The sequence below is a fragment of the Nocardiopsis mangrovi genome (assembly GCF_042653925.1).
GTDB classification, from domain to species: Bacteria; Actinomycetota; Actinomycetes; order Streptosporangiales; family Streptosporangiaceae; genus Nocardiopsis_B; species Nocardiopsis_B mangrovi.
Window position 1 is genome coordinate 21,371 of sequence record NZ_JBHSFQ010000024.1, and the last position, 23,874, is coordinate 45,244.

Genomic DNA, 23,874 nt, shown 5'->3' on the forward strand with positions numbered 1-23,874 from the left:
GACACGCGTGACCTTCACGTCCGGTGAACCCGGGCACGCCCGTGCCGGCGACGATCCCGTCGCCGGCACGCGGCGTTTCCCCGGCCGTTCCGATATGCCCTGGGTCGCCCTGACCGCGTTCGCCGTGATCGGTGCCGCCCTGGGCTACCTCGCCAAAGCACCGTGCCGGTTCGGCGGCGCGTGGCTGTACGGCGGCCAGTACGAGTACGCGTGCTACAGCGACGTCTTCCCGCTGTACTACCGCGACGGCCTGGACGAGGGCGTCGTCCCCTATCTGGACAGGGAGATCGAGTACCCCGTTCTCACCGGGGGGCTCATGCACCTCCTGGGCCGGGCGGTGGCGTGGCTGCCCGGCCAGACCGAGCGGGCCTACGCCTACTTCGACGCCACCGCGCTGGTGATGGCGGGCTGCATGGCCGCCGTCGTGCTGTGCACCGGCTACCTCGCCGGGCGCGGGAGCCTCCTGCCCGGGCCGGTCGAGCGGCCCTTCGACCGGCGGGCCGCCCTGCTCGCCGGAGGCTTCACCGCCCTGGTCCCCGCGGCGATGCTGGCCGCCTACATCAACTGGGACCTGCTCGCGGTGGCCCTGCTCATGGGCGGCCTGACCGCGTACGCGCGCGGGCGGCAGTGGGCCGGCGGGGCGCTGATCGGCCTGGCCACCGCGGCCAAGTTCTACCCCTTCCTGGTCTTCGGGCCCCTGTTCGTCCTGGTGGTGCGGGCATGGTGGCGCAAGGAGCCGGGGCCGGCGGTGGGCGACCTGCTGCGGCCCCTCGGCGGCGCGGTGGCGGCGTGGGCGGCCGTCAACGTGCCCGTCCTGCTGGCGGCGCCCGACGGCTGGGCCACGTTCTTCCGCTTCAGCAGCGAGCGCGGCGCCGACTGGGGGTCGGCGTACTACCTGCTCGGGAGCTTCGGCCTGTTCGACTCCGCCGACACCGAACTCGTCAACACCACCGGGACCCTCTCCCTGGTGGCGGCCTGTGCCCTCGTCGCCGCGCTGGGGGTGTTCGCGCGCCGCCGGCCGCCCCTGGAGCAGCTGGTGTTCCTCGTGGTCGCCGCCTTCCTGGTCACGAACAAGGTGTGGTCGCCGCAGTTCGTGCTGTGGCTGCTGCCCCTGGCCGCGCTCGCCTGGCCGCGCCGGCTGCCCGCCTGGACCGGTGTGGCGGCCTTCGGGCTCTGGCAGATCGCCGAGGTCGGCTACTTCTTCGGGATCTGGCAGCACCTGCTGCACCACAGCCTCGCGGCCGAAGGCGTCGCGGGCGGCCTCCCAATCGAGGGGTACGCGGTGGTGTCCGTCGCCCGCTCGTTGACCGTGGTCACGGTGGGTGCGCTCGTGGTTGTGGACAACCTGCGCGGCGGCGAATCCACGACTTGACGCCTGGTAGCCTTTGCTTCCGTCTGGCTAATTGCCCTCCTGCCATGGAGAGACCATGGCCGCGACAGTCCAGAGGAGGTACGAACGCCTATGCGTCGTTACGAAGTCATGGTCATCCTCGACCCCAACCTCGACGAGCGCACGGTCTCCCCGTCGCTCGAGCAGTTCCTGGGTGTCGTCCGCAACGATGGCGGCTCCGTCGAGAAGGTCGACGTCTGGGGGAAGCGCCGCCTCTCCTACGACATCGCCAAGAACGCCGACGGCATCTACGCGGTGATCGACCTCACCGCCGAGCCCGCGACGGTCAAGGAGCTCGACCGCCAGCTCAACCTGACCGAGGCCGTCCTGCGCACCAAGGTCCTGCGGCCCGAGGCGCACTGACCCCTCCGGCGCCTCCGCGCCGGCGCACCGCGCCACCACGCCTGATCCGACTACCTCAATCCGGAGCCAACCCATGGCAGGCGAAACCCAGATCACGCTCGTCGGCAACCTGGTCGACGACCCTGAACTGCGATTCACCCCCAGCGGGGCCGCGGTCGCGAACTTCCGCGTGGCCTCCACCCCGCGGATGTTCGATCGCCAGAGCGGCGAGTGGAAAGACGGCGAGTCCATGTTCCTCACGTGCTCCGTCTGGCGGCAGTACGCGGAGAACGTGGCCGAAAGCCTCCAGCGCGGCATGCGCGTGATCGTGCAGGGCCGGCTCAAACAGCGGCAGTACGAGACCAAGGAAGGCGAGAAGCGCACCGTCTTCGAGATCGACGTCGAAGAGGTCGGCCCCGCGCTGCGCAGTGCCACCGCCAAGGTGGCCAAGGTGCAGCGGCAGGGCGGCGGCCAAGGCGGCGGGTTCGGCGGCGGCGGTGGCGGCTTCGGCGGCGGCCCGCAGCAGGGCGGCGGCGGAGGCTACGGCAACCAGGGGGGCGGCTACGGCGGTCCCCAGGGCGGCCGTTCGGGTCCTCCCGCCGACGACCCCTGGGCGACCGGTGGCGGCGGCAACAGCGGGGGATTCGGGGGCGGCGGCGGAGGGTTCTCCGACGAACCGCCGTTCTGACAACCTGGTATTTCTGTCCGATTGACCATCCCCGGGGAATCCGGGGCTCTTGCAAAGGAGCACCACGATGGCGAAGCCGGCAGCACGCAAGCCCAAGAAGAAGGTTTGCCTGTTCTGTCAGGAGAAGCTGTCCTACATCGACTACAAGGACACGACTCTGCTGCGCAAGTTCATCTCCGACCGCGGCAAGATCCGTGCCCGCCGCGTGACCGGCAACTGCACGCAGCACCAGCGCGATGTCGCCACGGCGATCAAGAACGCCCGCGAGATGGCGCTGCTGCCCTACACCAGCACCGCTCGCTAACGGGGAACTCCGAGGAGGTTTAGTCGTGAAGCTGATTCTGACCCACGAGGTCAACGGTCTCGGCGCCCCGGGCGACGTCGTCGAGGTGAAGGACGGCTACGGCCGCAACTACCTGCTGCCGCGCGGGTTCGCCATCCGGTGGACCCGGGGCGGGCAGAAGCAGATCGATTCGATCCGCCGGGCCCGTGCCGCCCGTGACATCCGCAGCCTGGACGACGCCAAGCAGATCGCCGGCCGGCTCGGCGCGCTGAGCGTCACGCTCACCCAGCGCGCGGGCGAGGGCGGCCGGCTGTTCGGCTCGGTCACCGCGTCCGACGTCGCCGACGCCGTCAAGGCGTCCGGCGGCCCCGCGGTCGACAAGCGCCGGATCGAGATCCGCAACCCGATCAAGTCCGTGGGCGACCACAAGGTCGAGGTCCGCCTCCACCCGGAGGTCACGGCCACGATCGCGGTCGAGGTCGTCGGCGCCTAGCCGTCGGCCCCCGCGGATCGGCCGTCGTCCGGCCGACCCGCTTTCCGATGATCCCGGTTCCCGTGCAAGGGGGCCGGGATCATCGTTTCGGCGGCGCTCCGGCCCGGCCGCGATCGGGCTGATCAGGGGCAAGACACGCCGTATTGCTCAAAGTGATTCTTTGGTCACCATTTGTCACTTATCTTTGCCTGTGGGGTGGTGGATCCACAGGAAGGATGGGGACCGCGATGTGCGTACCCGAAGGACAGGACTCAGCGGTGAGTCGTCGGACGGTGCTGCGCGGTGCGGCCGTCACCGCGGGCGCGGCGCTGCTGGCAGGAGCGGCTGACCTGGGAGGGGCGCCCGACGCGCTGGCCGCCACGGCCCCACGGGTCTATACCCGCGCCGAATGGGGGGCACGCGCGGCCAAGAGCGGCGCGCAGGTGCTCGCGAACGGGCCCGACCGCATCGTCGTGCACCACACCGCGACGTCCAACAGCACCGACTACTCGACCTCGCACGCCGCGGCGCTGTCGCGGTCCATCCAGCGCTTCCACATGGACACCAACGGGTGGGCCGACATCGGCCAGCAGCTGACCATCAGCCGGGGCGGGCACATCATGGAGGGCCGCAACCGCACGCTGCCCGCGATCCGCGACGGCGGCCATGTGGTCGGAGCCCACGTCGCCGACCACAACTCGCACGCCCTCGGCATCGAGAACGAGGGCACCTACACCTCGTCGGCGCCCACCGACGCGCTCCTGGAGTCGCTCATCGCGACCTGCGCCTGGCTCTGCGCCGTCTACGGGCTGAACCCCGCGCAGGCGATCGTCGGACACCGCGACTACAACGTTACGGCCTGCCCCGGGGACGGCCTCTACAAGATGCTGCCGGAGCTGCGCAGCGGCACGTCGGCCCGGCTGCGCACGCTCGGCCTGCGGGTGCCGCAGCGGGCCGAGGACGTCCCGGCCGCGCATCTGCCGGGCTTTCCCGCTGTTCCCTCGGACGAGCGGGTGGCACCGTTCCAGCACGGCCCGGCAGTGGGCGACCTCGATTGACGGGGGTGCGGCTCATCGGGGACGCGTGGCACCGGTGATCAGCCACGCGCCCCCGCGGGCGCGCAGGGCGAGCGTGACCCCGCGCCCGGCCATCCACACCCCGAACGCCACCCACAGGGCGGTCAGCCGGTGCTCGGACCCCTCCGGCGTGCCCCACAGCACCAGCGCGGCGAACGGCAGGAAGGCCACCAGGGCCCACGTGCTCGCCCAGGCCAGGTAGCGCTGGTCGCCGGCGCCCATGAGGACGCCGTCGAGCACCATCACGACCCCGCTCACGGGTTGCAGGAGGGCCACCACGACCAGCGCGCTCAGAATGAGCGCGTGGACCCGGGGGTCCGACGTGAACGGCAGCGGCACCCACGGGCGCACGAGCAGCACCGCGAGCGCGAACACCACCCCCGCCAGCACCCCCCACTCGACCATGCGGCGGGTCGCGGCGCGCGCCCCCGCCGCGTCGGCCGAGCCGAGATAGCGGCCGATGATCGCCTGCCCGGCGATCGCGATGGCGTCCAGCGCGAAGACCAGCAGCGACCACACCTGGAACGCCACCTGGTGCGCGGCGATCTCGGGGTCGCCCAGGCGTGCGGCGACGGCCGTGGTGACCACCAGCGCCACCCGCAGCGCCAGCGTCCGCACGAACAGGGCGAACCCGGCGGTGGCGGACTCCTTGAGCCCGCGCCGGCTGGGCGTGACCGGCACGCCGTTGCGGCGCGCCGCCCGCACCACCACCCGGATGTAGACGGCGGCGCCGGCGCTCTGCGCGATCACCGTGGCCCAGGCGGAGCCCGCGATGCCCCATTCGAGCACGAGGACGAAGAGGATCCCGAGCACCAGGTTGGCGACGTTGGCGGCGACGGCCACGACCAGCGGGGTCCGGGCGTCGTGCAGGCCGCGCAGCACGCCGGTGCCGGCCATGATGATGAGCAGCGCGGGGATGCTGATCAGGCTGATGCGCAGGTAGGTGAGGGCGTAGGGGGCGACCGCGTCGGATGCGCCCAGCGCGTCGACCAGCAATGGGGCGGAGGGGAACCCCACGGCGACGATCGCCGCGCCGATGATGGCGGCCAGCCACAGCCCGTCGATCCCGTTGCGCAGGCCGGAGGGGATGTCGCCCGCCCCGAAGTGCCGGGCGACGGCCGAGGTCGTGCCGTAGGCGAGGAAGACGCACAGGTTGGCCAGCGTCATCAGGGCCTGGCCGGCGATGCCCAGGCCGCCGAGCGCCTCGGTGCCCAGGGTGCCGACGATGGCGGAGTCGGTGAGGAGCAGCAGCGGCTCGGAGACGAGGGCGAAGAACGTGGGGACGGCGAGCGCGAAGATCTCGCGGTCGCGCGGGTGCCGGAACGGCGGCGCCGAAAGCAGTCTGGGCATGGCCTTGCCACGGTAGCGGACAGGTGTTCGAGGGTGTGGACGGGGGGTTATCCACCGCCGTGCGCCGGGGCTGTGGATAACTTGTGGAAAGCAACTCGCGGACTTTCTTGAATACACAGGCGGTGCACAGCGTTTTCGCTGGTCACAGGGGCGATTCGGTGGTGCCCGCGAAGTTATCCACAGCCGGTGTGCACATGGTATCCGCAGAATCGCCCCATTCGTCCACAGGATCTCCCCAGCTCTGTCCACAGGCCGCTTTGCGCCCGGGGTCGTTCAGTCGGGACAATCCAAGGAGGCATGCTGAACGTGCCGGCCGTGAAGCAGGGGGAGTTGCTCGTGAGCGTTGTCGATCATCCGCCGGAGGAGCGCGGGTTCGAGCGCACGCCACCGCACGACATCATGGCCGAGCAGAGCGTCCTGGGCGGCATGCTGCTCTCGAAGGAGGCCATCACCCAGGTCGTCGAGATCGTGCGCTCGGCCGACTTCTACCGGCCGGCCCACCAGATCATCTTCGACGCCGTGGTCGACCTGTTCTCCCGGGGCGAGCCCGTCGACGCCATCTCGATCAACGCCGAACTCACCAAGCGGGGCGAGATCACCCGGGTCGGCGGCGCCCCCTACCTGCACACCCTGACCGAGGCCATCCCCACGGCCGCCAACGCCGGGTACTACGCGCGCATCGTCTCCGACCGCGCGGTGCTGCGCCGCCTGGTCGAGGTCGGCACCCGCATCGCCCAGATCGGCTACGCCGGCGACGGCGAGGTCGACGACCTCGTCGACCACGCCCAAGCCGAGATCTACAAGGTCGCCGAGAAACGCACCGGCGAGGACTACCTCCCGCTGAGCGACATCATGCCCGGGGCCCTCGACGAGATCGAGGCCATCTCGGCCCACGACGGCTCCATGACCGGCGTCCCCACGGGTTTCACCGACTTCGACCAGCTCTCCAACGGCCTCCACCCCGGCCAAATGATCATCATCGCGGCGAGACCGGCAGTGGGCAAATCCACCCTGGCCTTGGATTTCGCTCGGGCGGCGTCGATCAAGCATCAGTTGACCAGTGTCTTCTTCAGCCTGGAGATGGGGCGCAACGAGATCGTCATGCGGCTGCTCTCGGCCGAGGCGCGGGTGCCGCTGCACACCATGCGGTCGGGGCTCATGACCGATGACGACTGGGCGCGTCTGGCGCGCCGCATGGGGGAGGTCGCCGGGGCGCCGCTGTTCATCGACGACTCCCCGAACATGTCGATGATGGAGATCCGGGCCAAGTGCCGGCGCCTCAAGCAGCAGCACGACCTCAAGCTGGTGATCGTCGACTACCTCCAGCTCATGAGTTCGCCCGGCCGGGTCGAGAGCCGCCAGCAGGAGGTCTCGGAGATGTCCCGGTCGCTCAAGCTCCTGGCGAAGGAGCTGGAGGTCCCGGTGATCGCGCTATCGCAGCTCAACCGTGGCCCGGAACAGCGCACCGATAAGAAGCCGCAGGTCAGTGACCTTCGCGAGAGTGGGAGCATCGAGCAGGACGCCGACATGGTCATCCTGCTCTACCGGGAGGACGTCCACGAGAAGGAGTCCCCCCGCGCGGGCGAGGCCGACCTCATCGTGGCCAAGCACCGAAACGGCCCCACCGCCACCGTGACCGTCGCCTTCCAGGGCCACTACAGCCGATTCGTCGACATGGCGCCCGGCTGATTCGTCGACACGCGGTTTCGTCGGCCTGTCGATCCCGCCCGCTCCCTGGACCGGGCGCGGCCGGTCCATCGATTTGTCGACATTTCGATAGGGTGATCCGCCGTCCCTCCCGGAGCCGGGCCGAAACGGCGGGTGTCATCCGGCGGCGGGTGGCGGGGTGCGGCCCGCGGTCGGACCGCACCCGGTGTGCCGTTCTCATCGGTCCGGCGGCATGTCGGCAGGGGGACCTGTCCGCATGTCGACGAGCGGTGCGGCCGCTCCGGTGGCGCGCTCCGCGCGGATGACGCGCCGTGTGCGGGCGGCGCCGCGTCGGGCGGCCGGTCCAGGACCGCGGTGCGGGTGCTCTGGAAGATCACCGATGTCCGGAACCCCGCCATCTCCCTGCGCCCGCTGAGCCGGTCGAGCAGGAATCAACGCGTTGACCGAGCGGCTTCCGCTGTGCCGGTGAGTGGGGGCCGCAGCGGAGAGGGGCCGGCCACACCGTGGCCGGCCCCTCTGTGCGCGGTGTCCCGGGTCAGACCCACTGGGCTTCGGGACGGGTCCGGCCGTCGGCGTCGGTGACCAGGATCCAGCTCATCGTGGGACGGCCGGAGGGCAGCGTGCCCGGGTCGTCGTCGGTGACGGGCTGCTGCTGCGGTGCCGTGGCGGTCCAGGTGCCGCGGGCGGGCCCGCCGGCCCTGCGCCCCGCGAGGCTGCGCGAACGGCGACGGGTCGGAGCGGGGCGGCTGGTCTGCGACGCCGAGATGACCTTGCGAGCCATGCGGCACCCCCTTCGTTCGTCTGTGAGAGCCCTTACGTTAACCCTTTGTTCACCTTGAAGTCAATTCGGATGTATCGGGATCGCCCGGTGATGCCGGTGTGCACGGTGGTTTGGGCGCACTTCGGGCCGCCAAGGTGAACGGAAGGTGAACAGAAAGAAGCGCCCGCCGGTCGGCGGGCGCTTCGGGCCATGTAGGTCGGAGAACGTACTGACTATCCGTCGGGATCCTTGAAGATCAGCCCGACCACCTCAAGGTAGAGCTGCTCCGGGTAGGGCACGAAGTTGATCCTGCTCAGTGCCTGGTCCTGACCGGCGGACTCCATGACGAAGGTGCCGTAGCCGAGGAACCGGCCCATGAGCGTGCGCTCGAAGCGCATGTCCGTGACCTTGCCGAGCGGCATCATGTTGACCTGCCGGGTGATCAGCCCGGTGGTCAGCAGGAGCCGCTGTGACGTGATGACGAAGTAGTCGACCGACCACTCCGCCACCCGCCACACGAACCAGACCAGGATCAGCAGCCACACCCACCAGATGACGGCGAGCGCGGCTGAGCTGTTGGTGATCGGGGTGTTGCTGAGGATGCCCGCGAAGATCAGCGAGCCGAGCACTGCGGCAACGGGCGTGATCAGGATCGCGGGGTGCCGCCGGATCGTGACCACGTCCTGCTCGTAGGGCAGCAGGTACCGGTTGACCGACGCCGGAGCGCGGTTGGGCGGAGCTACGAGCCTCATGGCCGCGCGACCCCTACACGCTCAGCGCGTTGACGAAGCGGGACAGTGATTCGGCAGCGGACATCAGACCCCCCAGACCGGTCTCGATGACTCCCGCAGCGCTTTCGGGCTGAGTGAGCAGATAAAACGCGACGAAGGCTATGAGGGCATACCCCAGCCATTTCTTCAACTTCGCCATGACCGACTCCCCAAGAATGCGGCTGACCCACTGACCCAAGGTGATTCTTACACCCGCGTCCAAGCGCGTAAAGCCGGATACCGGTCATCGGCGTGGCGTTGCCGGTGGGCGAGATGTGGTGCTCGTCACGCGGGTGGCGGGGTCAGCGTCGTTCGGCGAAGGCGAGGGCGAGCACCTGGAGGTGCTGCCGGGCGATCCGTTCCACCAGGTCAGGGGTTGCCCGGCCGGTGACGTCCAAGGCCCCTTGGCGGGCGGCGTCGACGCACCGGGACACGGTGGCCTCCAGGTGCACGCCGGCGAACTCGGTGTTCAGCCGAGCGAGAACGGGCGCGAAGTCGCGGGGCGGGGCGGTGCTCTTCTCAGGCATCTCACTCCTTGAGGGGACAGGGTGATGACGGGCGCTCCGTGCCCGCGGGCCTGCGTGCGTGGCGGCCCGGGGGGCGGGGCCGACGGCGGTTCGGCCCTGGTGCTTCGCTGGAAAACCAAGGTCAGCGGGTGGATGGTCGGTCGGTTCGGTCATGGTCCCGGCACCTCGTGTTCCTCTCACGTATCGCGCCCGGGATCCGGTTCGAATTCGGTCATTCGAATACGCGGATGTCGTCCGGACCCGGCCGTGAGAGACGGGGGACCAGGGGGTCTGCTGTGGTGGTTCCCGACTTTCGGACATTCATTCAGCGAGATCCGGAAAGATACAAAAAAGCGCCCGACCGGAGGTTTCCGGTCGGGCGCGCGGGGCCGCCGGGGCCATCCGCTCGGTAGGCGATTCAGACGAGCCCGTACAGCCGGTCGCCCGCGTCGCCGAGCCCCGGCAGGATGAAGCCGTTCTCGTTCAGGCGCTCGTCCACAGCGGCGGTCACGACCCGCAGGGTGGCGCCGTGGTCGCGGTCCAGGCCGGCGTCCAGCTTCTCCTCGACGGCCGTCAGGCCCTCGGGCGCGGCCAGGAGGCAGATCGCGGTGATGTGGTCGGCTCCGCGCTCCACGAGGAGGCGGAACGCGGCGGCGAGGGTGCCGCCGGTCGCCAGCATCGGGTCGAGGACGTAGCACTGTCTGCCCGAGAGGTCCTGCGGCAGCCGGTCGGCGTAGGTGGCCGGCTGCAGGGTGGCCTCGTCGCGCGCCATCCCCAGGAAGCCGACCTCGGCGGTCGGCAGCAGCCGCGTCATGCCGTCGAGCATGCCCAGCCCGGCGCGCAGGATCGGCACCACCAGCGGGGTCGGCCGGGTGAGCTGGGTGCCGGTCGTGGAGACCAGCGGGGTGTCGACGGTCACCTGGGCCACCCGCACGTCCCGGGTCGCCTCGTAGGCGAGCAGCGTCACCAGTTCGTCGGTCAGCCGGCGGAAGGTGGGCGAATCGGTGCGGACATCGCGCAGGGTCGTGAGCTTGTGCGCGACGAGCGGGTGGTCGACGACGAGGGTCTGCATATGGATACTCCGGGTGAGCTGGGCAAACGAGGGGGAATCGGCGTCCGAGTCTAGCGGCGCCGGGCACCGGTGGCCGAGCACCGGCCGGCGGTCCGCCGCAGGTCCGGGAGGCCCGCCGCGGTGCGCGAATGTGGGCCGGGTCGGCCATAGCGTTCTGCCCGCGTCGGGAAGTCCGTTCTAATAGGACGTGTGAGCGCGGACTTCTATCACGGAGACAGCTCCCCGCGGGGAGACCGGGTCATGGACGGGCGTGGCCGCTACGATGACGCCGCACCGGGCGATCTGCGATCCTGGCCGGATCACGGCCGGGCTGGTGGGGTGACGATGACGGATCTCGAACATGACGAAGACGGAACCGGTGACTTCGCGGCCGTCGCCTATAGGGAAGAGGACGTCTGGGATGTCTACCTGCTCCCCGAGGCCCTCACCCTGGACCTCAAGGGGTTACTGCACGCGCTGCGCCAGCAGCCCAGCATCAGCGGAGCGATCGGGCTGGTGTCGGTCGGCGACGACTTCTTCGTGATCATCCGCGTCTACGGGCGCGACGACGTCAGCCTGTTCCTCTCCGACGTCACGGCGTCGGTCGACTGGCCGGTGGCGCGCGACGTGCTGGAGTACCTCGACATCGACGTCCCCGACGACGAGGACCTGGACCAGGTGCTGCCGGCGGGTGACCTGTCGATCCTCGCCGACCTCGGCTTGGACGAGATGGAGTTGGGGGCGCTGGCGGGGGATCTCGACCTGTACCCGGACGAAGTGCTCGCGAGCATCTCCGAGCGGCTCGGATTCCAGCAGGCGTTCCAGCGTGCCGTCGACGGGATGGGGTAAGGATTCCTCCGGCGGGAGCCCGTGAGAAAGGACGGGAGAGCGTTCGGTGTCGATCTTCTCAGCGGTCTTTTCCCGCTCCGCCGGTGGGTGGTGGGGGGCCGAGGCCGAGGTGGCGCAGGTGGACGGTATCGATGACATCGCCGATCTGATGCGCGACGTCGTCGCGGCGCACGACCCCGGCGCCGTCGAGGGCACCATGGTGCTGATGCTCGAAGCCGACGACGAGTGGTTCGCCGTGGTCCGGGTCGACGACCACGGCGACCCCCGGGTGTTCCTGTCCGACGTCCGCGTCGTGCACGAGCACCCGGTGGCCGCGATCCTGCTCGACACCGGCGCGATCCGGGCGCCCGAGCAGGCAGAGGGCACCGGCCAGAAGCCCTACCCCGTCCCCGGCGGAGACGACACCCTCCTCGCCGATCTCGGGATCCCGGCCGAGGAGCTCGTCGCGCTCACCCTGAGCGAGGGCCTGCTCCCCGGCGACGTCCTGGAGGAGCTCTCCCAGCGCGCCGGATTCGCCGAGCGCCTCGACGCCCTCCGCCTATGACCGGCCCTGAGGAGCCGGCCCCCGGACCGCGAGCACCCGGCGCGGACACGGGAGCGCCGGGACCGGACGCGGACGAGGCGGACGCGCCGGGCCCGGGTACGGGAACGGCCGGCTTGACCGGCAGGGCGGCGATCGACGCCGCCCTGCGCCTGGCCCTCGACGAGAGCGCCGCCACCGCCGGCAGCGGCGACGTCCCCGTGGGCGCGGTCGTGCTCGACCCCGGCGGCGCCGTCATCGGCGCCGGCCACAACGAGCGCGAGGCCACGGGCGACCCCACGGCCCACGCCGAGGTGCTGGCGCTGCGCGCCGCCGCGCGCCACACGGGGTCGTGGCGCCTCACGGGCTGCACGCTCGCGGTCACCCTGGAGCCGTGCACGATGTGCGCCGGAGCGCTCGTCCAGGCGCGTGTGGCGCGCCTGGTCTACGGCGCGCGCGACCCCAAGGCCGGGGCGGTCGGATCCCTCTGGGACGTCGTCCGGGACCGCCGCCTCAACCACCGCCCCGAGGTCATCCCCCCCGACCTCGTGTCCCCGCGCCTCGCCGAGCGCTGCGGCGCGGTCCTTATCGATTTCTTCTCCCGGCGACGTTTCCGGTAGAGTGGTCCGCGGTGGAGTCGCCTAGTGGCCGATGGCGCTCGCCTCGAAAGCGAGTAAGGGGCAACCCTTCGAGGGTTCAAATCCCTCCTCCACCGCGCAGGCCCAGCGTTTGCCCAGGCAGGCGCTCGGTCGAACGGCTAGGAAGGCCGACCGCCCCTCGGGGCGGTCGGCCTTCGGCGTTTCGCGGCGCCCTGCGCGGCTCCGGGCGCCGCGCCGCCGCTCGCGCGGCCGGCGGCGGGCTCAGGTCTTGCGCAGCAGGCCCGTATACCCGGCCACGACCAGGATGGCGAACGCCCACCCGCCCAGTTGCAGCGCCCAGCCCGCCACCGTGAGGACCTGGCCGCGGCGGCTGGCCGTATCCAGGGAACACGTGCTCTGCATACCCGGTGCGACCAGGGGCAGCCCGTAGTGGAGCCCGAGCCCCACCCGCTCCACCACCGAGCACGCCCCGCCCGGGTCGGAGGTCTGCTCGGTGCGGCCGGCCACGGCACGCCCGTCGGCGATCGGCACCCATCCCGAGCCCAGCCCCAGCAGGACCGCCAGGCCGACGACGACGCACAGCCCCACCACGGCCCGCCAGGACTGGCACCCGTACCCGACCAGCCAGCGCAGCGACCGGTGAGCCGCCCGCGCACGCCACCCCGTCACCGGACCCCGCGCCAGCGCGTCGTCCTGCTGGGCGATCAGCACGCGCCCGGGCTTCGCGCTCGTGGCCTCCGGCGCGGTGGTGGGCGGCCAGCTGCTGGTAGGGCTGAGGGGCATAGGCGGGGGTCCGCTACCGCAGCCATCGCAGCTACGTGTCCGGCGGCGCCCCGCCGCCGATCAGCTGCCGGTAGGTGCACCCGTCCAGCCGCAGCGACCCGTCGGCCCGCCACGCCTCCGGATCCCCGTCGTCGCCGCCGTCGGAGGAGGCGCACAGCGCGCCCTCGGGAAGGAGCAGCCCCCGCAGCGTCGCACCGTCCAGGTCCAGCGCCGGCCCGTCGGGGTTGCGCACCCGGGCGTCGTCGAAGTCCACCATCGCGCCGATATCGGCGCTGTCCAGGACCAGCACGGCGATCGGTCCCATCCCCTGGGCACGGAAACCGCGCCGGAGGAACACGCCCCCGTCGATCCGGCCGCCATCGACCCGCAGGGCGGGTCCGGTGGGGTTGGTGAACCGCGCCCCGCTGCAGGACAGTTGGCCGTCGATCCGCGCGCCCACGAACCGCACGGCCCCCGGCTCCCCCTCGCCGTCCACCACCGCGTCCCTCAGGAGCACGCTCCCGGTGATCTCGCAACGGTCGGCGTGCAGGGACGGCAGGTGCGTACCGATCAGCGTCAGCCACGGCAGGACGGCATCACGCGCGCTCATCGGTTCCGCCACCCGGCATGCCATCAGGGCGAGGCCGACCTGCGCGGACACGTTGTCCAGATCCAGTTCGCCGACGATGCGCGCGCCCCGCACCCGCACGCCGCGGGGGTCCGGGTCCGCCGCCAGCCGCCCGCGCAGAATGTCCCGGATGACCTCGGCGCGGATCTCGTATCCGGGATCTCCCGTCCGCGCCGCCCCTTCTCCTTCTCCGGGCGCAGTACCGGCCTCCAGCACCCGGCCGTCCTCCACCGCGGCCACCAGGCCGGCCTCGGCCGGTGACAAATCATCCCTGTCCATGCCAAGAAGCTACGTTCGGCCGTGCCGCCGGGAGACGCGCCGGCCATGACGTCCGTGTGGCCGCAACCGGCCAAGGGGCGCCGGGGATGTCAGCGCAGCGCGGCGAGCTTGGCCTCGACCTCGGGCACACGGGGGTCGTCCTCGGCGCTGAGGAGGTCCAGGGCCGCGCCGAGATGGGTCCGGGCACCTTCCGGGTCGCCGTCGGCGGCGTAGGCGTCTCCGGCGCCGATCAGGGCCGCCGCCTCGCTGTCCCGATCCTGGAGTTCCCGGAACTCGGCGGCCGCCGCGAGGTACTCGGCGACGGCCTCGGGACGGCGGCCCATCGCGTGCAGCACGGAGCCGGTCGAGCACCGCGCCCAGGCGATGGTCCACCGGTCGCCGATGCCGGTGAAGATGCCGATGGCCGCTCGGCAGGCGGCCAGCGCCTCGTCGAGCCGTCCCACGTCGCGGTCGCATCCGGCCAGGCTCAGCAGCGCCATGCCCTCGCCGCGGCGCTCGCCGATGGCCCGGAAGACGGTGACCGCCCGCCGGATCAGTTCGGGCGCGTGGCCGTCACGGTCGCGTTCCCAGCGCAATTGGCCGCTGATGCGCAGCGCGAACCCTTCACCCCAGCCGTCCCCCGCCTCGCGATTGGCCGCGAGCGCCGCGTCATAGGTCTCCAGCGCGGCGTCGGTCCGGCCGAGCACCCATTCGGCCTCCCCGAGGCCGAGGAGGTTGCGTCCCGTGCCGAAGGGGTCGCCGGCCGCGCGGGCGGCGTCGGCGCCCTGCCGGTGGATGTCGCGCCACTCCTCCCGGTGTCCGTGCCGTCCGAACAGCCCGCCCGCCGTGGCCGGGATGCGCCAGGCGAGGTCGAGCTGCCCGGTCCCGACCGCGGCGTTCACCGACCCCACGAGGTTGGGCCGGTCCCGCTCGAACCAGGAGAGTGCGGCGGCGACCGTGTCGAAGACCAACGGGCTCACGGGTGCGTCGCCCCCGGGGTCGTCGACCGGAGGGTAGCCCGGGTGCACGACGCGGACGGCGTTGCGCGCGGTGGCCAGGTACCAGAGCCCGTAGCGCCGGACGACGGCCTCCGCCGCGCCCGGGCCCTCGTCCGCGCGGAACCGCTCGATCGCATAGAGGCGCAGCAGGTCGTGGAGCCGGTACCGGTCGCGGCCGACCCGCTGCACGAGGTTCGCGCGCACCAGCCGGTCGACCACGGCGGCGGTGTGCCGGGGCGAGAACCCTGACACAGCGGCGCAGACCTCCGCGCCGAACTCGGCGCCGGGGTGCGGCCCGAGGTGGCGGAACAGCCGCGCGGTGTCGGGGGACAGGCCGGAATAGGAAGCGGAGAACACGGCCCGGACATCGCTCAACTCGTCGTCGCCGGCGCCGAGAGCGTCGAGGCGCCGGTCCTCGGCCGCGAGGTCGGCGACCAGTGCGCTCACCGGTTCGCCGGCGCGGTCGAGGAGCCTCTCCGCGGCGATGCGCAGCGCCAGCGGGAGACCCGCGCAGTGGGCGACCAGGGCTCGTGCGGCCTCGGGCTCGTCGTCGATCCGCCCGTCAGCCACGGTGCCCCTGAGCAGGTCCAGCGCGGCAGGGGCCGACAGGGTGCCGACGGTCATGGGACGCGCGCCGTCCCGCGCGACGAGCCCGGAGAGCCTGGTGCGGCCGGTGACCACGGCCATGCAGCCCGCTGCGGCGGGCAGGAGCGGGCGGACCTGGTCGGCGGACACGGCGTCGTCGATGACGATGAGCATCCGCTTGCCGTCGAGCCGCGAGCGGTACAGGGCCGCCCGGCCGTCGAGGTCGATGGGGATGCGGTCCGGCGGGACGTCGAGGGCGTGCAGGAACGAGGCCGGCGTCTCGGAGGGGCCGAGACGCCGGCCGGGCCCGTGGCCGCGCAGATCGGCGTACAGGTCGCCGTCCGGGAAGTGCGCCCGCACCCTGTGCGCCCAGTGGACCGCCAGCGCCGTCTTGCCGACACCGGGAGTGCCGCCGATCGCGGAGATGACGACGGCGGCGGCACCGGGGCCGTGTGGCGGGTCGTCCCCGGGGGTGGGCAGCAGGGCGTCCAACCGGGCGATCTCGGCGCCGCGGTTGACGAACCCGGCGGCCGCCATCGGCAATTGCCGCGGGACGGCGGTGCCGGTGACGCCGGCCGCGGTGACGTGTACGTCGCCGTGGATCGCCCCCGCCTGGACGACCGCCCCGGCGTCGCCCCGCAGCGTATTGCCGGGCCCGTTGCCGGAGCCGTCCCCCGCGCGGCCGGCCGGCCCGGGGCCGCCGGTGTCGTCCCGCGTCATCGTGCGCCGAGGGGGAGCATGGCGTCGTCGAAGCGGGCCGCGTATTCGGTGAAGGGGACCGATAGGCGCATGGCGCGTTCGCGCCACGCGTTGGCGGCGGCGATCTGCTCCGGGTCGCTCACCGCCACGCGGGTGATGGTCCGGTGGTCGGGGGAGTAGTCCATGCGAACGAGTGTGGCGGAATCGAAGAGCCAGTAGTCCAGGTGCGGGAGTCCGTCGGGCCACCCGCCTTCGGGCACGGGGAGGATGCGGATGTTCTCCCCCGCCCGCACGCTGCGACGGTAGCCCCACGCGCATTCGAACCGGACGTAGTCCGACAGGGGCTCGGTGACCACGTGGACCCGGTCGTAGCGCAGGCCGCGGTCGATTCCGGACCGGACCTCGTCCGGCCACGACCCGGTGCCGGGCGGAGGGGCGGATTCGCCCGCGAGGAATTTCCGGAAGGCGGGTTCATCGGCGGCGCTGTAGTCCTGGAGGGTTTCCAACCGGAAGGCCGTGGACTGAAAACCCGAAAAGCAATCTCCGAATTCGTCCGGTGAAATGGGGTATTCCGCGGAATGTCCCCGTTCCGGGGAATGTCCTGTCACCGCTGCCTTTCCGTCGCGTACCGCGCCATGGCCTCGGCGACGATGGCCGGGTCGATGCGGACGGCGGTCTCGCCGGAGCCGGGATCGCGCAGATCCCGCAGGTCGGCGTCGCTGAGCTGGACGCCTTGGACGACGAGTCCGCCCGATTCGTCGACGTAAACGGACGGACAGTTTCTGTCCCAGCAGGTGGGGTCCTTGGCGAGCAGGGTGAGTTTCATGGTGCTCCCGAGCCGGCGGCGGAAATGCGGTTCGGCGGAGGGTAACACGCCGTCACCTGCAAAGGGAGCGGTCCGAATCGCTACTCTTTCGAATAGCGGCGGCGGATCTCGTCGGACTTCTCGTGATCATTTTCTCTGGCCGCCCGGACCAGGCGCTTCATATCCGCCGCGAACAGCGCATTCCACGTCGCCTCCGCGACCCGGCGCGCGTCGTCGTCTCCGGGGTGGTCGGCGGGGATCATCCGCCCTCCTCTCGGGGGTCGCACACGCCGCCGGCACTGAGGCGCGCGCCCGGACCGCCGGTGGCGCGTACTGTGCATTCTCCCCCGTGGACACCCGATCCACCACGGGTTCGCGGAACTCCGGCCGCCGCGCGCCCGGCCGCCGTAGGCCCGGCGGGGGTGTGGGGGCAGGATAGTAGGTGGGACGGGGGCGGCCGCCGGTACCCGGACCGGCCATTCCGGCGGCGGGCCCCGACGGCCGACGACCGTGGGGGTACCGATGACCGGCGAGCGCGAGGTCCTGACCTATGAGCTGTTCGGCACCGCCGTGCGCGAATTGGCGCGGCAGGTCGCCGATGACGGGTTCGAGCCGGACATCATCCTGTCGATCGCGCGCGGCGGCCTGTTCGTGGCCGGCGGGCTCGGGTACGCGCTGGACGTGAAGAACCTGCACGTGATGAACGTCGAGTTCTACACCGGGGTGGGGGAGACCCTGGACCTGCCGGTCGTTCTGCCGCCCGTTCCCAGCACGGTGGACCTGAGCCGGCGGAGGGTGCTGGTCGCCGACGACGTCGCCGACACCGGCACGACGCTGAAGCTCGTCCACGACTTCTGCGCCGAGCACGTCGCCGAGGTCCGCAGCGCGGTGATCTACGAGAAGCCGCGGTCCGCGGTGAAGTGCGCGTACGTCTGGCGGCGCACCGACCGGTGGATCGACTTCCCGTGGTCGGTCCTCCCCCCGGTCACCCGCCGGCACCGCGGAGCCCTCGACACCTGACCACCGCCCCGGCCGGGCCGCCTGAACGGGCGGCCCGCCCTGTCGCGCGGCCCGAGCGACGTGTGGCTCGTGCGGGTGCGCGGGCGGGCTCCGGGGTCGCGTCAGGTGGCGGGGCGGGGCTGCTGGGCGGGGTCGAGGCGGCGCAGGGTCTCGGCGGACGCCTCGGCGATGTGCGCGTGCATGAGGCGCGCCGCCTGTTCGCCGTTGCGGTCGCGCAGGGCCGCGAGGATCTCACGGTGCTGGCGGGCCGATGTCTCGTGGCGGCCCGCCAGCGAAATCGCCTGGAACGGTACGCCGTTCCACAGCCGGTCGATGAACTCCAGCAGGTAGGGGGAGCGGGCGGCCCGGTAGACGGCGCGGTGGAAGGCGGCGTTGAGCTCCGGGATGTCGTAGGGGCGGTCGGCGGCCAGTGCCCGCGTGATGCGGTCGAGGGCCGTGCCGATCTCCGCCAGGTCCTCCGCGGTGGCCCGTTCCGCCGCGAGTTCGGCCGCCATCGGTTCGAGGACCAGCCGCAGCCGGTAGATCTCCTCGGCGGAGTCGCGCCCGAACCGGCTCACCACGGCGCCGAGGTTGGCCTGCTGCTCCACGAGGCCGTGCGCGGCCAGGAGCCGGATCGCCTCGCGGACGGGGGTGAGGCTCATCCCCAGCTCCCGGGCCGTCTGCTGCAACCGGAGCCGGTGCCCGGGCGGGAGGTCACCCGACCGGATGGCGTCGCGCAGCGCCTCGTACGCCGCTTCGGCCTTGGTCGGCGTGCGCACCTGCTCCAGCGTCATGGCGTCACTCTAGCTTTCGGTCCGGCCCTTGTTCTGGTGTTTTTTATAAATTATTCTCCCCGAGTGGCGCCGCTCACCGGGGTCCGACGGACCGCGCGGCGACACCGCACCGGCCACGGCCGGCGAAGGGGGTTGCGAACGCATGCGCGCGCTCGAAGGCGTCACCGTGGTCTCGGTCGAACAGGCCATCGCCGCTCCACTGGCGACCCGGCACCTGGCCGACCTGGGGGCCCGGGTGATCAAGGTGGAGCGTCCCGGCGGCGACTTCGCCCGGCACCACGACACCACCGTGAACGGGCTCTCCAGCCACTTCGTATGGGCCAACCGGGGCAAGGAGAGCGTCGTCCTCGACCTCAAGGACCCCGGCGACGCCGCGACGATGCGCGCGCTCGTCCTGGGCGCCGACGTTTTCGTGCAGAACCTCGCCCCCGGCGCCGCCGCGCGGATGGGGCTCGGCGCCGAGGCGCTGCGGGCCGCCGCGCCCCGGCTCATCACCTGCGGCATCTCCGGCTACGGCACCGAGGGCCCCTACGCGCACAAGAAGGCCTACGACCTGCTCGTGCAGTGCGAGGCGGGGGTCGTCTCGGTCACCGGCACCGAGGCGGAGCCCGCCAAGGCCGGCATTCCGGTGGCCGACATCGCCGCCGCGATGTACGCCTTCTCGGGCATCCTGACCGCCCTGTTCCGCCGCGAGCACACGGGCGAGGGGGCCGTCCTCGACATCTCCATGCTGGAGGCGCTGGGCGAGTGGATGGGCTTCCCGCTCTACTACGCGCAGTCCGGGGCCGCTCCGCCCCGGACCGGGGCCCGGCACGCCGCCATCGCCCCCTACGGGCCGTTCGGAGTCGGCGACGGGTCGCGGGTCTTCCTCAGCGTGCAGAACGACCGCGAGTGGCGGGCCCTGTGCGCGACCGTGCTCGGCGACCCGGGACTGGCCGACGACCCGCGGTTCGCCGCCAACCCCGGCCGCGTCGCCAACGAGCGCGAGCTGAGCGCGGTCATCGAGGCCGGCTTCGCCGGGCTGGACGCCGCCGGGGCGCTGGCCCGCCTGGACGCCGCGGGGATCGCCAACGCCCGGTTGCGCACCCCCGAGGAGTTCGCCGCGCACCCGCAGCTGGCCGCGCGCGGCCGGTGGACCCGGGTGCCCTCGCCCGCGGGCACGATCCCCGCTCTCAAGCCCCCGATCGACATTGACGGCGAGGAGCCGGCCATGGGGCCGGTCCCCGACGTCGGCGAGCACACCGAGGCGATCCGCGCGGAACTCGCCCGCGCCCGGCCCGCCGCCGCGGAGGAGGCGTCCTGAGCGCCGGACGGAGAAGTCGACAAGCCCGCACGCCGATGCATCGATGAACCGGCGAATCGGCCGGCCGGCGTCCGCGGGGCCGGAACCCGTTCGGCATCCGCCCGGCCGTCAGCAGCGGCGGGGAGCGGTGGTCATCCGCTGCGGTCCCGGATCGCGGCGGCGGTCTCGTCGGCGCGGTTGGTCCACACCAGCCCGGTGAAGCCGTCGGGGACGCGCTCCAGCGACCCGATGTCGTCGAAGCCCTCGGAGAAGCCGCCCGAACCGGCGACGACCACCACGCGGGTGTCGGCCGCGGCCATGCGCTGGGTGAACCGGGCCGGCCAGCCCCAGAGCCAGGGGCCGTACCCCTCGGGGATGTGCAGCTGCATCCCCGAGCAGGACGACGGCACGTGCCCGGTCCACCCGACCGCCTCGTAGGCGAGCAGGCAGTCCATCATCATGTCCTTGGACATGACCCGCAGCTCCGGCAGCCGCTCGCGCAGTGCCGCGATCGGGGCGTCGCCTCCGTAGACCGTGAGGCCGGCGAGGCGCTCCGCGGGCAGCGCGGAGAGCCGGTCGGCCAGCAGTCCGCCTTCGGCGGGGTCGTCGCTCTTGATGTGGAGGAGCAGGTCGCCCTCCGGGAACTCCGCCAGCACCTCGTCCAGCGACGGCATCAGCCCGACGCCGGCCCCGCGGAACGGATACGTCCCGCCGCCGTCCGCCGTGTACCCGTAGCCGATGTCGGCCCGCTTCAGCTCCGCCAGGGTGAAGTCGCGGGTCGTGCCGCTGAGATCGGTCCGGCAGTCGAGCTCCCAGTCGTGGAAGACGGCGAAGCGGTCGTCGGCGGTCATGTGGACGTCGAACTCGACCTGGTCGGCGCCCGCGTCGAACGCGGCGCGCATCCCGCGGACGGTGTTCTCCAGGAAGTCGTGCTCCGGCTCGTGGATTCGCTCCGCCGTGCACGTGTCGTTCCCTACGCCCTCGTGGCCGAACGTCTGGCCGAGGCCGCGGTGCGCGAGCACACCGCGCTCCCCGGCGGAGTGGTACGCCAGAACATCGGTGTTGTTGACCCACATGAACGCCGCCGTGCACAGCACGGCCGTCCCCGCCGCGAAGCGCTTGCGGAAGCGTCGGCGCCCAGGCGGGGGCGCGGTCGTTTCGGGAGGCATGCCGGAATTGAACCACGGAGGACGGGGCTTCCCGGCCGCCTTCAGGACGCCACGACGTAGATGAGGGACGCGAACCCGAAGGCGACCACGCCGACCAGGGTCTTGATGACCGTCCACGTCTTGAAGGTCGTGATCACGTCCATCCCCAGCAGGCGGCCGATCAGCCAGAAGCTGGCGTCGTTGACGTGGGAGACGACCGAGGAGCCGCCGGCCAGCGCGATGACCATGGCCGCGGCCTGCACCGGGTTGAGGTCGGCCGCGAGGATGGACGCGCTCAGCAGCCCGGCCGACGTCGTGATCGCGACCGTGGCGGTGCCCAGCGCGATGCGCAGCAGCGCGGCGATGACGAACGTCGACACGATCAGCGGCAGGCCGATCCCGCGCAGGGTCTCCGCCAGAGCGTCGCCGATGCCGCTGGCCAGCAGCACCCCGCCGAACATCCCGCCGGCGCCGGTGATCAGGATGACCGGTGCGATCGGCTTGAGGGCGTTGTCGAAGAGGTCCTCGAGGAAGCCGCGGCCGTACCCGCGCCGCGTGCCCAGCACGTACATGGCGACGAATACCGTGATCAGCAGGGCGATCGGGGTGGACCCGAGCACGGTGAGCACGGAGATCCAGGCCGTCTCGGGCAGCACGCCGGTGTCCACGGCGGTGCTGAGCCCGGTGTTCATGAAGATCAGCGCCAAGGGGAGCGCCAGGAGGCCCAGGATCGCCGCCGGGCGGGGCGGGCGGCGGCCCTCCTCGTCCTCGGGCCGCGCCTGGGGTCCGCCGACGAGGATCTCGGGGACCGGCAGCACGATGCGGCGGCCGATCCAGACCCCGTACAGGTACCCGCTGATGTACCAGGTGGGCACGCCCACCAGCAGGCCGAGCAGGAGGACCAGGCCGACATCGGCGCCGAGGAAGACGGTCGCCGCGACCGCCCCGGGGTGCGGGGGCAGCAGGACGTGCATGGTCGTCAGCGCCGCGCCCGCGGGCAGCGCGTACATGAGCACGCCGCCGCCCAGGCGCCGCGCGACGGAGAAGACGATCGGCAGCATCACCATGAACGCCGCGTCGAAGAAGATGGGGATGCCGAACAGGAGCGACGCGATCCCCAGGGCGAGCGGGGCGCGCTCCTCGCCGAACCGGCCGATGAGCGAATCGGAGAGCGCCTTGGCGCCGCCGCTGATCTCGACGACCCGCGCGAACATCGCGCCGAGGCCGACGAGGAGCGCGACCTCGCCCATGGTGTCGCCGAACCCGGCGATGAGCACGTCCATGACGGATTCGGCGGGGATGCCGGCGGCGAACGCGGTGACCAGGCTGACCCCGACCAGGGCGAGCAGCGGGTGGACCTTCAGCCAGATGATCAGCGCCAGCAGGGCGAGCACGGCGCCCCCGGCGATCGACAGCAGGGCAGGTGTGCCCAGTACCTGCTCGAATTCCAGTTCCACCAGTGCGCTCCGTCGTACTCCGCCCCCGGACCGGGGATTGTGTGCCCATGTGAGGGCACAACACACCAAGTGGGTGTTATGTCCGGGTTCTGGGGCACCCTACCTGACCACAGGGTCGGCGGTGACGCCGGGCACCCGCGCGGATACGCCGATGGAGCCGGTCAGGGGAGCGTGCGGGTCAGCGGGGAACGGGGGTGTGGAGGACGCCCTCGGCCATGAACCGCCGCAGATTGGCGAAGGCCAGCGCGCCCATCGCCTCACGGGTCTCATGGGTGGCGCTGGCGATGTGCGGGAGGAGGAGCACCGAGTCGAGGTCCAGCAGCGGGCCGGGGACGTTCGGCTCGTCGGCGAACACGTCTAGTGCCGCGCCCGCGATCCGCCCTTCGGTCAGCGCCGCGACCAGCGCGGGCTCGTCGACCACACTGCCGCGCGCCACGTTGACCAGGTACCCCTGAGGCCCGAGCGCGTCGAGCACCGCGGCCGAGACGAGGCCGCGCGTGCCGTCACCGCCCGATGTGGCGACGATGAGCGCGTCGGCGCCGGCGGCGAGCTCCTGCGCCGAGCCGGCGTAGCGGTAGGCCGCGCCGTCGACCGGGCGGCGCGAGTGGTAACTGATCTCGACCCCGAACCCCTCCAGCCGCGCGGCGATCGCCCGGCCGATCCGGCCGAGGCCGAGGATCCCCACCCGCTTGCCGGTCACCCGGGTGGCGAGCGGATAGCCGCCCGGGGTCCACTCGCCGCGGCGCACATAGCGGTCGGCGGCGGCGAGCCGGCGCATGACGTCGATCAGCCCGCCCACGGCGAGGTCGGCGACGCAGTCGGTGAGCACATCGGGGGTGTTGCTGACGTCGATCCCGCGGGCGCGGGCCCGGACGACGTCGGTGGTCTCATAGCCGACACCGAAGTGGACGATCGCCTTGAGGCCCGGCAGCGCGTCCATGACGTCGTCGGGGACCCCGACCCGCGCGCTGGTGACGGCGGCGACGACCTCCGGCCCGTGCTCGGCGAGGAACCCCGCGGGGTCGGCGAGCTCGTGCAGCCGGACCGTGTCGTAGGACGCCAGCTCCGACTCCAGGGAGGGCAGCAGCGGGCACATCTGGAGGACGGTGCGCTTCTGGGCGGTCATGTCACGACA

Annotated in this window: 28 protein-coding genes and 1 tRNA gene; 13 read left to right on the forward strand and 16 right to left on the reverse strand. The window is 72.0% G+C overall.

Going from position 1 to position 23,874, the window contains the following annotated elements:
- Window positions 1-7 precede the first annotated feature (7 nt).
- From ACFO4E_RS21250 to ACFO4E_RS21275, 6 genes are all read left to right on the forward strand, one after another.
- Window positions 8-1,372, forward strand: a complete 1,365-nt coding sequence (locus ACFO4E_RS21250) for a glycosyltransferase family 87 protein (protein ID WP_378577470.1) — start codon at window positions 8-10, stop codon at window positions 1,370-1,372.
- 90 nt (window positions 1,373-1,462) lie between these two features.
- Window positions 1,463-1,753, forward strand: coding sequence for a 30S ribosomal protein S6 (gene rpsF, locus ACFO4E_RS21255; protein ID WP_184078504.1), 291 nt, complete (start codon window positions 1,463-1,465; stop codon window positions 1,751-1,753).
- A gap of 73 nt (window positions 1,754-1,826) precedes the next feature.
- Window positions 1,827-2,420, forward strand: coding sequence for a single-stranded DNA-binding protein (locus tag ACFO4E_RS21260; RefSeq protein WP_378577472.1), 594 nt, complete (start codon window positions 1,827-1,829; stop codon window positions 2,418-2,420).
- A 67-nt stretch (window positions 2,421-2,487) separates the two neighbouring features.
- The gene (gene rpsR / locus ACFO4E_RS21265) at window positions 2,488-2,724 is read left to right on the forward strand and encodes a 30S ribosomal protein S18 (RefSeq protein WP_017595522.1); all 237 of its coding nucleotides are present in this window, start codon (window positions 2,488-2,490) and stop codon (window positions 2,722-2,724) included.
- Between the two features lie 25 nt (window positions 2,725-2,749).
- Window positions 2,750-3,196 carry a 50S ribosomal protein L9 gene (rplI, locus tag ACFO4E_RS21270; protein WP_378577474.1) on the forward strand — a complete coding sequence of 149 codons (447 nt, stop codon included), beginning with the start codon at window positions 2,750-2,752 and terminating at the stop codon, window positions 3,194-3,196.
- 227 nt (window positions 3,197-3,423) lie between these two features.
- Window positions 3,424-4,233 (forward strand): peptidoglycan recognition protein family protein, encoded by an 810-nt coding sequence (locus ACFO4E_RS21275; protein ID WP_378577476.1) that lies wholly within the window; start codon window positions 3,424-3,426, stop codon window positions 4,231-4,233.
- Window positions 4,234-4,245: 12 nt separating this feature from the next.
- Here the strand turns inward: ACFO4E_RS21275 and ACFO4E_RS21280 are convergent, their stop codons facing one another.
- Window positions 4,246-5,601 (reverse strand): MATE family efflux transporter, encoded by a 1,356-nt coding sequence (locus tag ACFO4E_RS21280; RefSeq protein ID WP_378577478.1) that lies wholly within the window; start codon window positions 5,599-5,601, stop codon window positions 4,246-4,248.
- A gap of 336 nt (window positions 5,602-5,937) precedes the next feature.
- Between ACFO4E_RS21280 and dnaB the strand changes: the two genes are divergently transcribed.
- A complete protein-coding gene (gene dnaB / locus ACFO4E_RS21285) occupies window positions 5,938-7,290 on the forward strand; it encodes a replicative DNA helicase (RefSeq protein ID WP_378577613.1) in 1,353 nt (450 codons plus the stop codon).
- A gap of 514 nt (window positions 7,291-7,804) precedes the next feature.
- On the opposite strand, the gene ACFO4E_RS21290 is transcribed toward dnaB, so the two are convergent.
- The 5 genes from ACFO4E_RS21290 to upp all read right to left on the reverse strand — a co-directional run bounded on the left by ACFO4E_RS21290 (window position 7,805) and on the right by upp (window position 10,377).
- Window positions 7,805-8,050, reverse strand: a complete 246-nt coding sequence (locus ACFO4E_RS21290) for a hypothetical protein (RefSeq protein ID WP_378577480.1) — start codon at window positions 8,048-8,050, stop codon at window positions 7,805-7,807.
- Between the two features lie 212 nt (window positions 8,051-8,262).
- On the reverse strand, window positions 8,263-8,781 hold the full coding sequence (locus ACFO4E_RS21295; protein WP_378535279.1) for a PH domain-containing protein: 519 nt from the start codon (window positions 8,779-8,781) through the stop codon (window positions 8,263-8,265).
- Between the two features lie 13 nt (window positions 8,782-8,794).
- Window positions 8,795-8,959 carry a hypothetical protein gene (locus ACFO4E_RS21300; RefSeq protein ID WP_378535281.1) on the reverse strand — a complete coding sequence of 55 codons (165 nt, stop codon included), beginning with the start codon at window positions 8,957-8,959 and terminating at the stop codon, window positions 8,795-8,797.
- Between the two features lie 142 nt (window positions 8,960-9,101).
- Window positions 9,102-9,326 (reverse strand): hypothetical protein, encoded by a 225-nt coding sequence (locus ACFO4E_RS21305; protein ID WP_378577482.1) that lies wholly within the window; start codon window positions 9,324-9,326, stop codon window positions 9,102-9,104.
- Window positions 9,327-9,723: 397 nt separating this feature from the next.
- The gene (gene upp / locus ACFO4E_RS21310) at window positions 9,724-10,377 is read right to left on the reverse strand and encodes a uracil phosphoribosyltransferase (RefSeq protein ID WP_378577484.1); all 654 of its coding nucleotides are present in this window, start codon (window positions 10,375-10,377) and stop codon (window positions 9,724-9,726) included.
- A gap of 324 nt (window positions 10,378-10,701) precedes the next feature.
- Between upp and ACFO4E_RS21315 the strand changes: the two genes are divergently transcribed.
- From ACFO4E_RS21315 to ACFO4E_RS21330, 4 genes are all read left to right on the forward strand, one after another.
- Window positions 10,702-11,205 (forward strand): tRNA adenosine deaminase-associated protein, encoded by a 504-nt coding sequence (locus ACFO4E_RS21315; protein ID WP_378577486.1) that lies wholly within the window; start codon window positions 10,702-10,704, stop codon window positions 11,203-11,205.
- 46 nt (window positions 11,206-11,251) lie between these two features.
- Window positions 11,252-11,749, forward strand: a complete 498-nt coding sequence (locus ACFO4E_RS21320; RefSeq protein ID WP_378577488.1) for a tRNA adenosine deaminase-associated protein — start codon at window positions 11,252-11,254, stop codon at window positions 11,747-11,749.
- Window positions 11,750-11,862: 113 nt separating this feature from the next.
- Window positions 11,863-12,345 (forward strand): nucleoside deaminase, encoded by a 483-nt coding sequence (locus tag ACFO4E_RS21325; RefSeq protein ID WP_378577490.1) that lies wholly within the window; start codon window positions 11,863-11,865, stop codon window positions 12,343-12,345.
- Between the two features lie 10 nt (window positions 12,346-12,355).
- Window positions 12,356-12,440: transfer RNA gene (locus tag ACFO4E_RS21330), tRNA-Ser, on the forward strand.
- Window positions 12,441-12,585: 145 nt separating this feature from the next.
- Here the strand turns inward: ACFO4E_RS21330 and ACFO4E_RS21335 are convergent.
- The 6 genes from ACFO4E_RS21335 to ACFO4E_RS21360 all read right to left on the reverse strand — a co-directional run bounded on the left by ACFO4E_RS21335 (window position 12,586) and on the right by ACFO4E_RS21360 (window position 17,322).
- Complete coding sequence (locus ACFO4E_RS21335) at window positions 12,586-13,107, reverse strand: hypothetical protein (protein WP_378577492.1); 522 nt, start codon at window positions 13,105-13,107, stop codon at window positions 12,586-12,588.
- Window positions 13,108-13,138: 31 nt separating this feature from the next.
- The gene (locus ACFO4E_RS21340; protein ID WP_378577494.1) at window positions 13,139-13,993 is read right to left on the reverse strand and encodes a hypothetical protein; all 855 of its coding nucleotides are present in this window, start codon (window positions 13,991-13,993) and stop codon (window positions 13,139-13,141) included.
- 89 nt (window positions 13,994-14,082) lie between these two features.
- The gene (locus tag ACFO4E_RS21345) at window positions 14,083-16,275 is read right to left on the reverse strand and encodes an ATP-binding protein (protein ID WP_378577496.1); all 2,193 of its coding nucleotides are present in this window, start codon (window positions 16,273-16,275) and stop codon (window positions 14,083-14,085) included.
- Window positions 16,272-16,862, reverse strand: a complete 591-nt coding sequence (locus ACFO4E_RS21350; protein ID WP_378577498.1) for a DUF6879 family protein — start codon at window positions 16,860-16,862, stop codon at window positions 16,272-16,274. The genes ACFO4E_RS21345 and ACFO4E_RS21350 overlap by 4 nt, the downstream gene beginning before the upstream one ends.
- The gene (locus tag ACFO4E_RS21355; RefSeq protein ID WP_378577500.1) at window positions 16,859-17,080 is read right to left on the reverse strand and encodes a hypothetical protein; all 222 of its coding nucleotides are present in this window, start codon (window positions 17,078-17,080) and stop codon (window positions 16,859-16,861) included. The genes ACFO4E_RS21350 and ACFO4E_RS21355 overlap by 4 nt, the downstream gene beginning before the upstream one ends.
- Before the next feature lie 80 nt (window positions 17,081-17,160).
- Window positions 17,161-17,322 (reverse strand): hypothetical protein, encoded by a 162-nt coding sequence (locus ACFO4E_RS21360; RefSeq protein WP_378577502.1) that lies wholly within the window; start codon window positions 17,320-17,322, stop codon window positions 17,161-17,163.
- 259 nt (window positions 17,323-17,581) lie between these two features.
- On the opposite strand from ACFO4E_RS21360, the gene ACFO4E_RS21365 reads away from it, so the two are divergent.
- Complete coding sequence (locus ACFO4E_RS21365) at window positions 17,582-18,079, forward strand: phosphoribosyltransferase (protein ID WP_378577504.1); 498 nt, start codon at window positions 17,582-17,584, stop codon at window positions 18,077-18,079.
- 101 nt (window positions 18,080-18,180) lie between these two features.
- Here ACFO4E_RS21365 and ACFO4E_RS21370 read toward each other — a convergent pair whose 3' ends face one another.
- On the reverse strand, window positions 18,181-18,852 hold the full coding sequence (locus ACFO4E_RS21370) for a GntR family transcriptional regulator (protein ID WP_378577506.1): 672 nt from the start codon (window positions 18,850-18,852) through the stop codon (window positions 18,181-18,183).
- A 142-nt stretch (window positions 18,853-18,994) separates the two neighbouring features.
- On the opposite strand from ACFO4E_RS21370, the gene ACFO4E_RS21375 reads away from it, so the two are divergent.
- The gene (locus ACFO4E_RS21375; RefSeq protein WP_378577508.1) at window positions 18,995-20,155 is read left to right on the forward strand and encodes a CaiB/BaiF CoA transferase family protein; all 1,161 of its coding nucleotides are present in this window, start codon (window positions 18,995-18,997) and stop codon (window positions 20,153-20,155) included.
- Between the two features lie 131 nt (window positions 20,156-20,286).
- Here the strand turns inward: ACFO4E_RS21375 and ACFO4E_RS21380 are convergent, their stop codons facing one another.
- The 3 genes from ACFO4E_RS21380 to ACFO4E_RS21390 all read right to left on the reverse strand — a co-directional run bounded on the left by ACFO4E_RS21380 (window position 20,287) and on the right by ACFO4E_RS21390 (window position 23,865).
- Window positions 20,287-21,303, reverse strand: a complete 1,017-nt coding sequence (locus ACFO4E_RS21380) for a glycerophosphodiester phosphodiesterase family protein (RefSeq protein WP_378577510.1) — start codon at window positions 21,301-21,303, stop codon at window positions 20,287-20,289.
- 41 nt (window positions 21,304-21,344) lie between these two features.
- Window positions 21,345-22,739, reverse strand: coding sequence for a GntP family permease (locus ACFO4E_RS21385; protein WP_378577512.1), 1,395 nt, complete (start codon window positions 22,737-22,739; stop codon window positions 21,345-21,347).
- Between the two features lie 178 nt (window positions 22,740-22,917).
- Window positions 22,918-23,865, reverse strand: a complete 948-nt coding sequence (locus tag ACFO4E_RS21390) for a 2-hydroxyacid dehydrogenase (protein ID WP_378577514.1) — start codon at window positions 23,863-23,865, stop codon at window positions 22,918-22,920.
- Window positions 23,866-23,874 lie beyond the last annotated feature (9 nt).

Bases quoted from the DNA above. Each gene is read 5' to 3' on its own strand.
- rpsF (WP_184078504.1), top strand. From the start codon at position 1,463: ATGCGTCGTTACGAAGTCATGGTCATCCTCGACCCCAACCTCGACGAG.
- ACFO4E_RS21260 (WP_378577472.1), top strand. From the start codon at position 1,827: ATGGCAGGCGAAACCCAGATCACGCTCGTCGGCAACCTGGTCGACGAC.
- rpsR (WP_017595522.1), top strand. From the start codon at position 2,488: ATGGCGAAGCCGGCAGCACGCAAGCCCAAGAAGAAGGTTTGCCTGTTC.
- ACFO4E_RS21275 (WP_378577476.1), top strand. From the start codon at position 3,424: ATGTGCGTACCCGAAGGACAGGACTCAGCGGTGAGTCGTCGGACGGTG.
- ACFO4E_RS21280 (WP_378577478.1), bottom strand. From the start codon at position 5,601: ATGCCCAGACTGCTTTCGGCGCCGCCGTTCCGGCACCCGCGCGACCGC.
- ACFO4E_RS21290 (WP_378577480.1), bottom strand. From the start codon at position 8,050: ATGGCTCGCAAGGTCATCTCGGCGTCGCAGACCAGCCGCCCCGCTCCG.
- ACFO4E_RS21295 (WP_378535279.1), bottom strand. From the start codon at position 8,781: ATGAGGCTCGTAGCTCCGCCCAACCGCGCTCCGGCGTCGGTCAACCGG.
- ACFO4E_RS21300 (WP_378535281.1), bottom strand. From the start codon at position 8,959: ATGGCGAAGTTGAAGAAATGGCTGGGGTATGCCCTCATAGCCTTCGTC.
- ACFO4E_RS21305 (WP_378577482.1), bottom strand. From the start codon at position 9,326: ATGCCTGAGAAGAGCACCGCCCCGCCCCGCGACTTCGCGCCCGTTCTC.
- upp (WP_378577484.1), bottom strand. From the start codon at position 10,377: ATGCAGACCCTCGTCGTCGACCACCCGCTCGTCGCGCACAAGCTCACG.
- ACFO4E_RS21315 (WP_378577486.1), top strand. From the start codon at position 10,702: ATGACGGATCTCGAACATGACGAAGACGGAACCGGTGACTTCGCGGCC.
- ACFO4E_RS21335 (WP_378577492.1), bottom strand. From the start codon at position 13,107: ATGCCCCTCAGCCCTACCAGCAGCTGGCCGCCCACCACCGCGCCGGAG.
- ACFO4E_RS21340 (WP_378577494.1), bottom strand. From the start codon at position 13,993: ATGGACAGGGATGATTTGTCACCGGCCGAGGCCGGCCTGGTGGCCGCG.
- ACFO4E_RS21345 (WP_378577496.1), bottom strand. From the start codon at position 16,275: ATGACGCGGGACGACACCGGCGGCCCCGGGCCGGCCGGCCGCGCGGGG.
- ACFO4E_RS21355 (WP_378577500.1), bottom strand. From the start codon at position 17,080: ATGAAACTCACCCTGCTCGCCAAGGACCCCACCTGCTGGGACAGAAAC.
- ACFO4E_RS21360 (WP_378577502.1), bottom strand. From the start codon at position 17,322: ATGATCCCCGCCGACCACCCCGGAGACGACGACGCGCGCCGGGTCGCG.
- ACFO4E_RS21365 (WP_378577504.1), top strand. From the start codon at position 17,582: ATGACCGGCGAGCGCGAGGTCCTGACCTATGAGCTGTTCGGCACCGCC.
- ACFO4E_RS21370 (WP_378577506.1), bottom strand. From the start codon at position 18,852: ATGACGCTGGAGCAGGTGCGCACGCCGACCAAGGCCGAAGCGGCGTAC.
- ACFO4E_RS21375 (WP_378577508.1), top strand. From the start codon at position 18,995: ATGCGCGCGCTCGAAGGCGTCACCGTGGTCTCGGTCGAACAGGCCATC.
- ACFO4E_RS21380 (WP_378577510.1), bottom strand. From the start codon at position 21,303: ATGCCTCCCGAAACGACCGCGCCCCCGCCTGGGCGCCGACGCTTCCGC.
- ACFO4E_RS21390 (WP_378577514.1), bottom strand. From the start codon at position 23,865: ATGACCGCCCAGAAGCGCACCGTCCTCCAGATGTGCCCGCTGCTGCCC.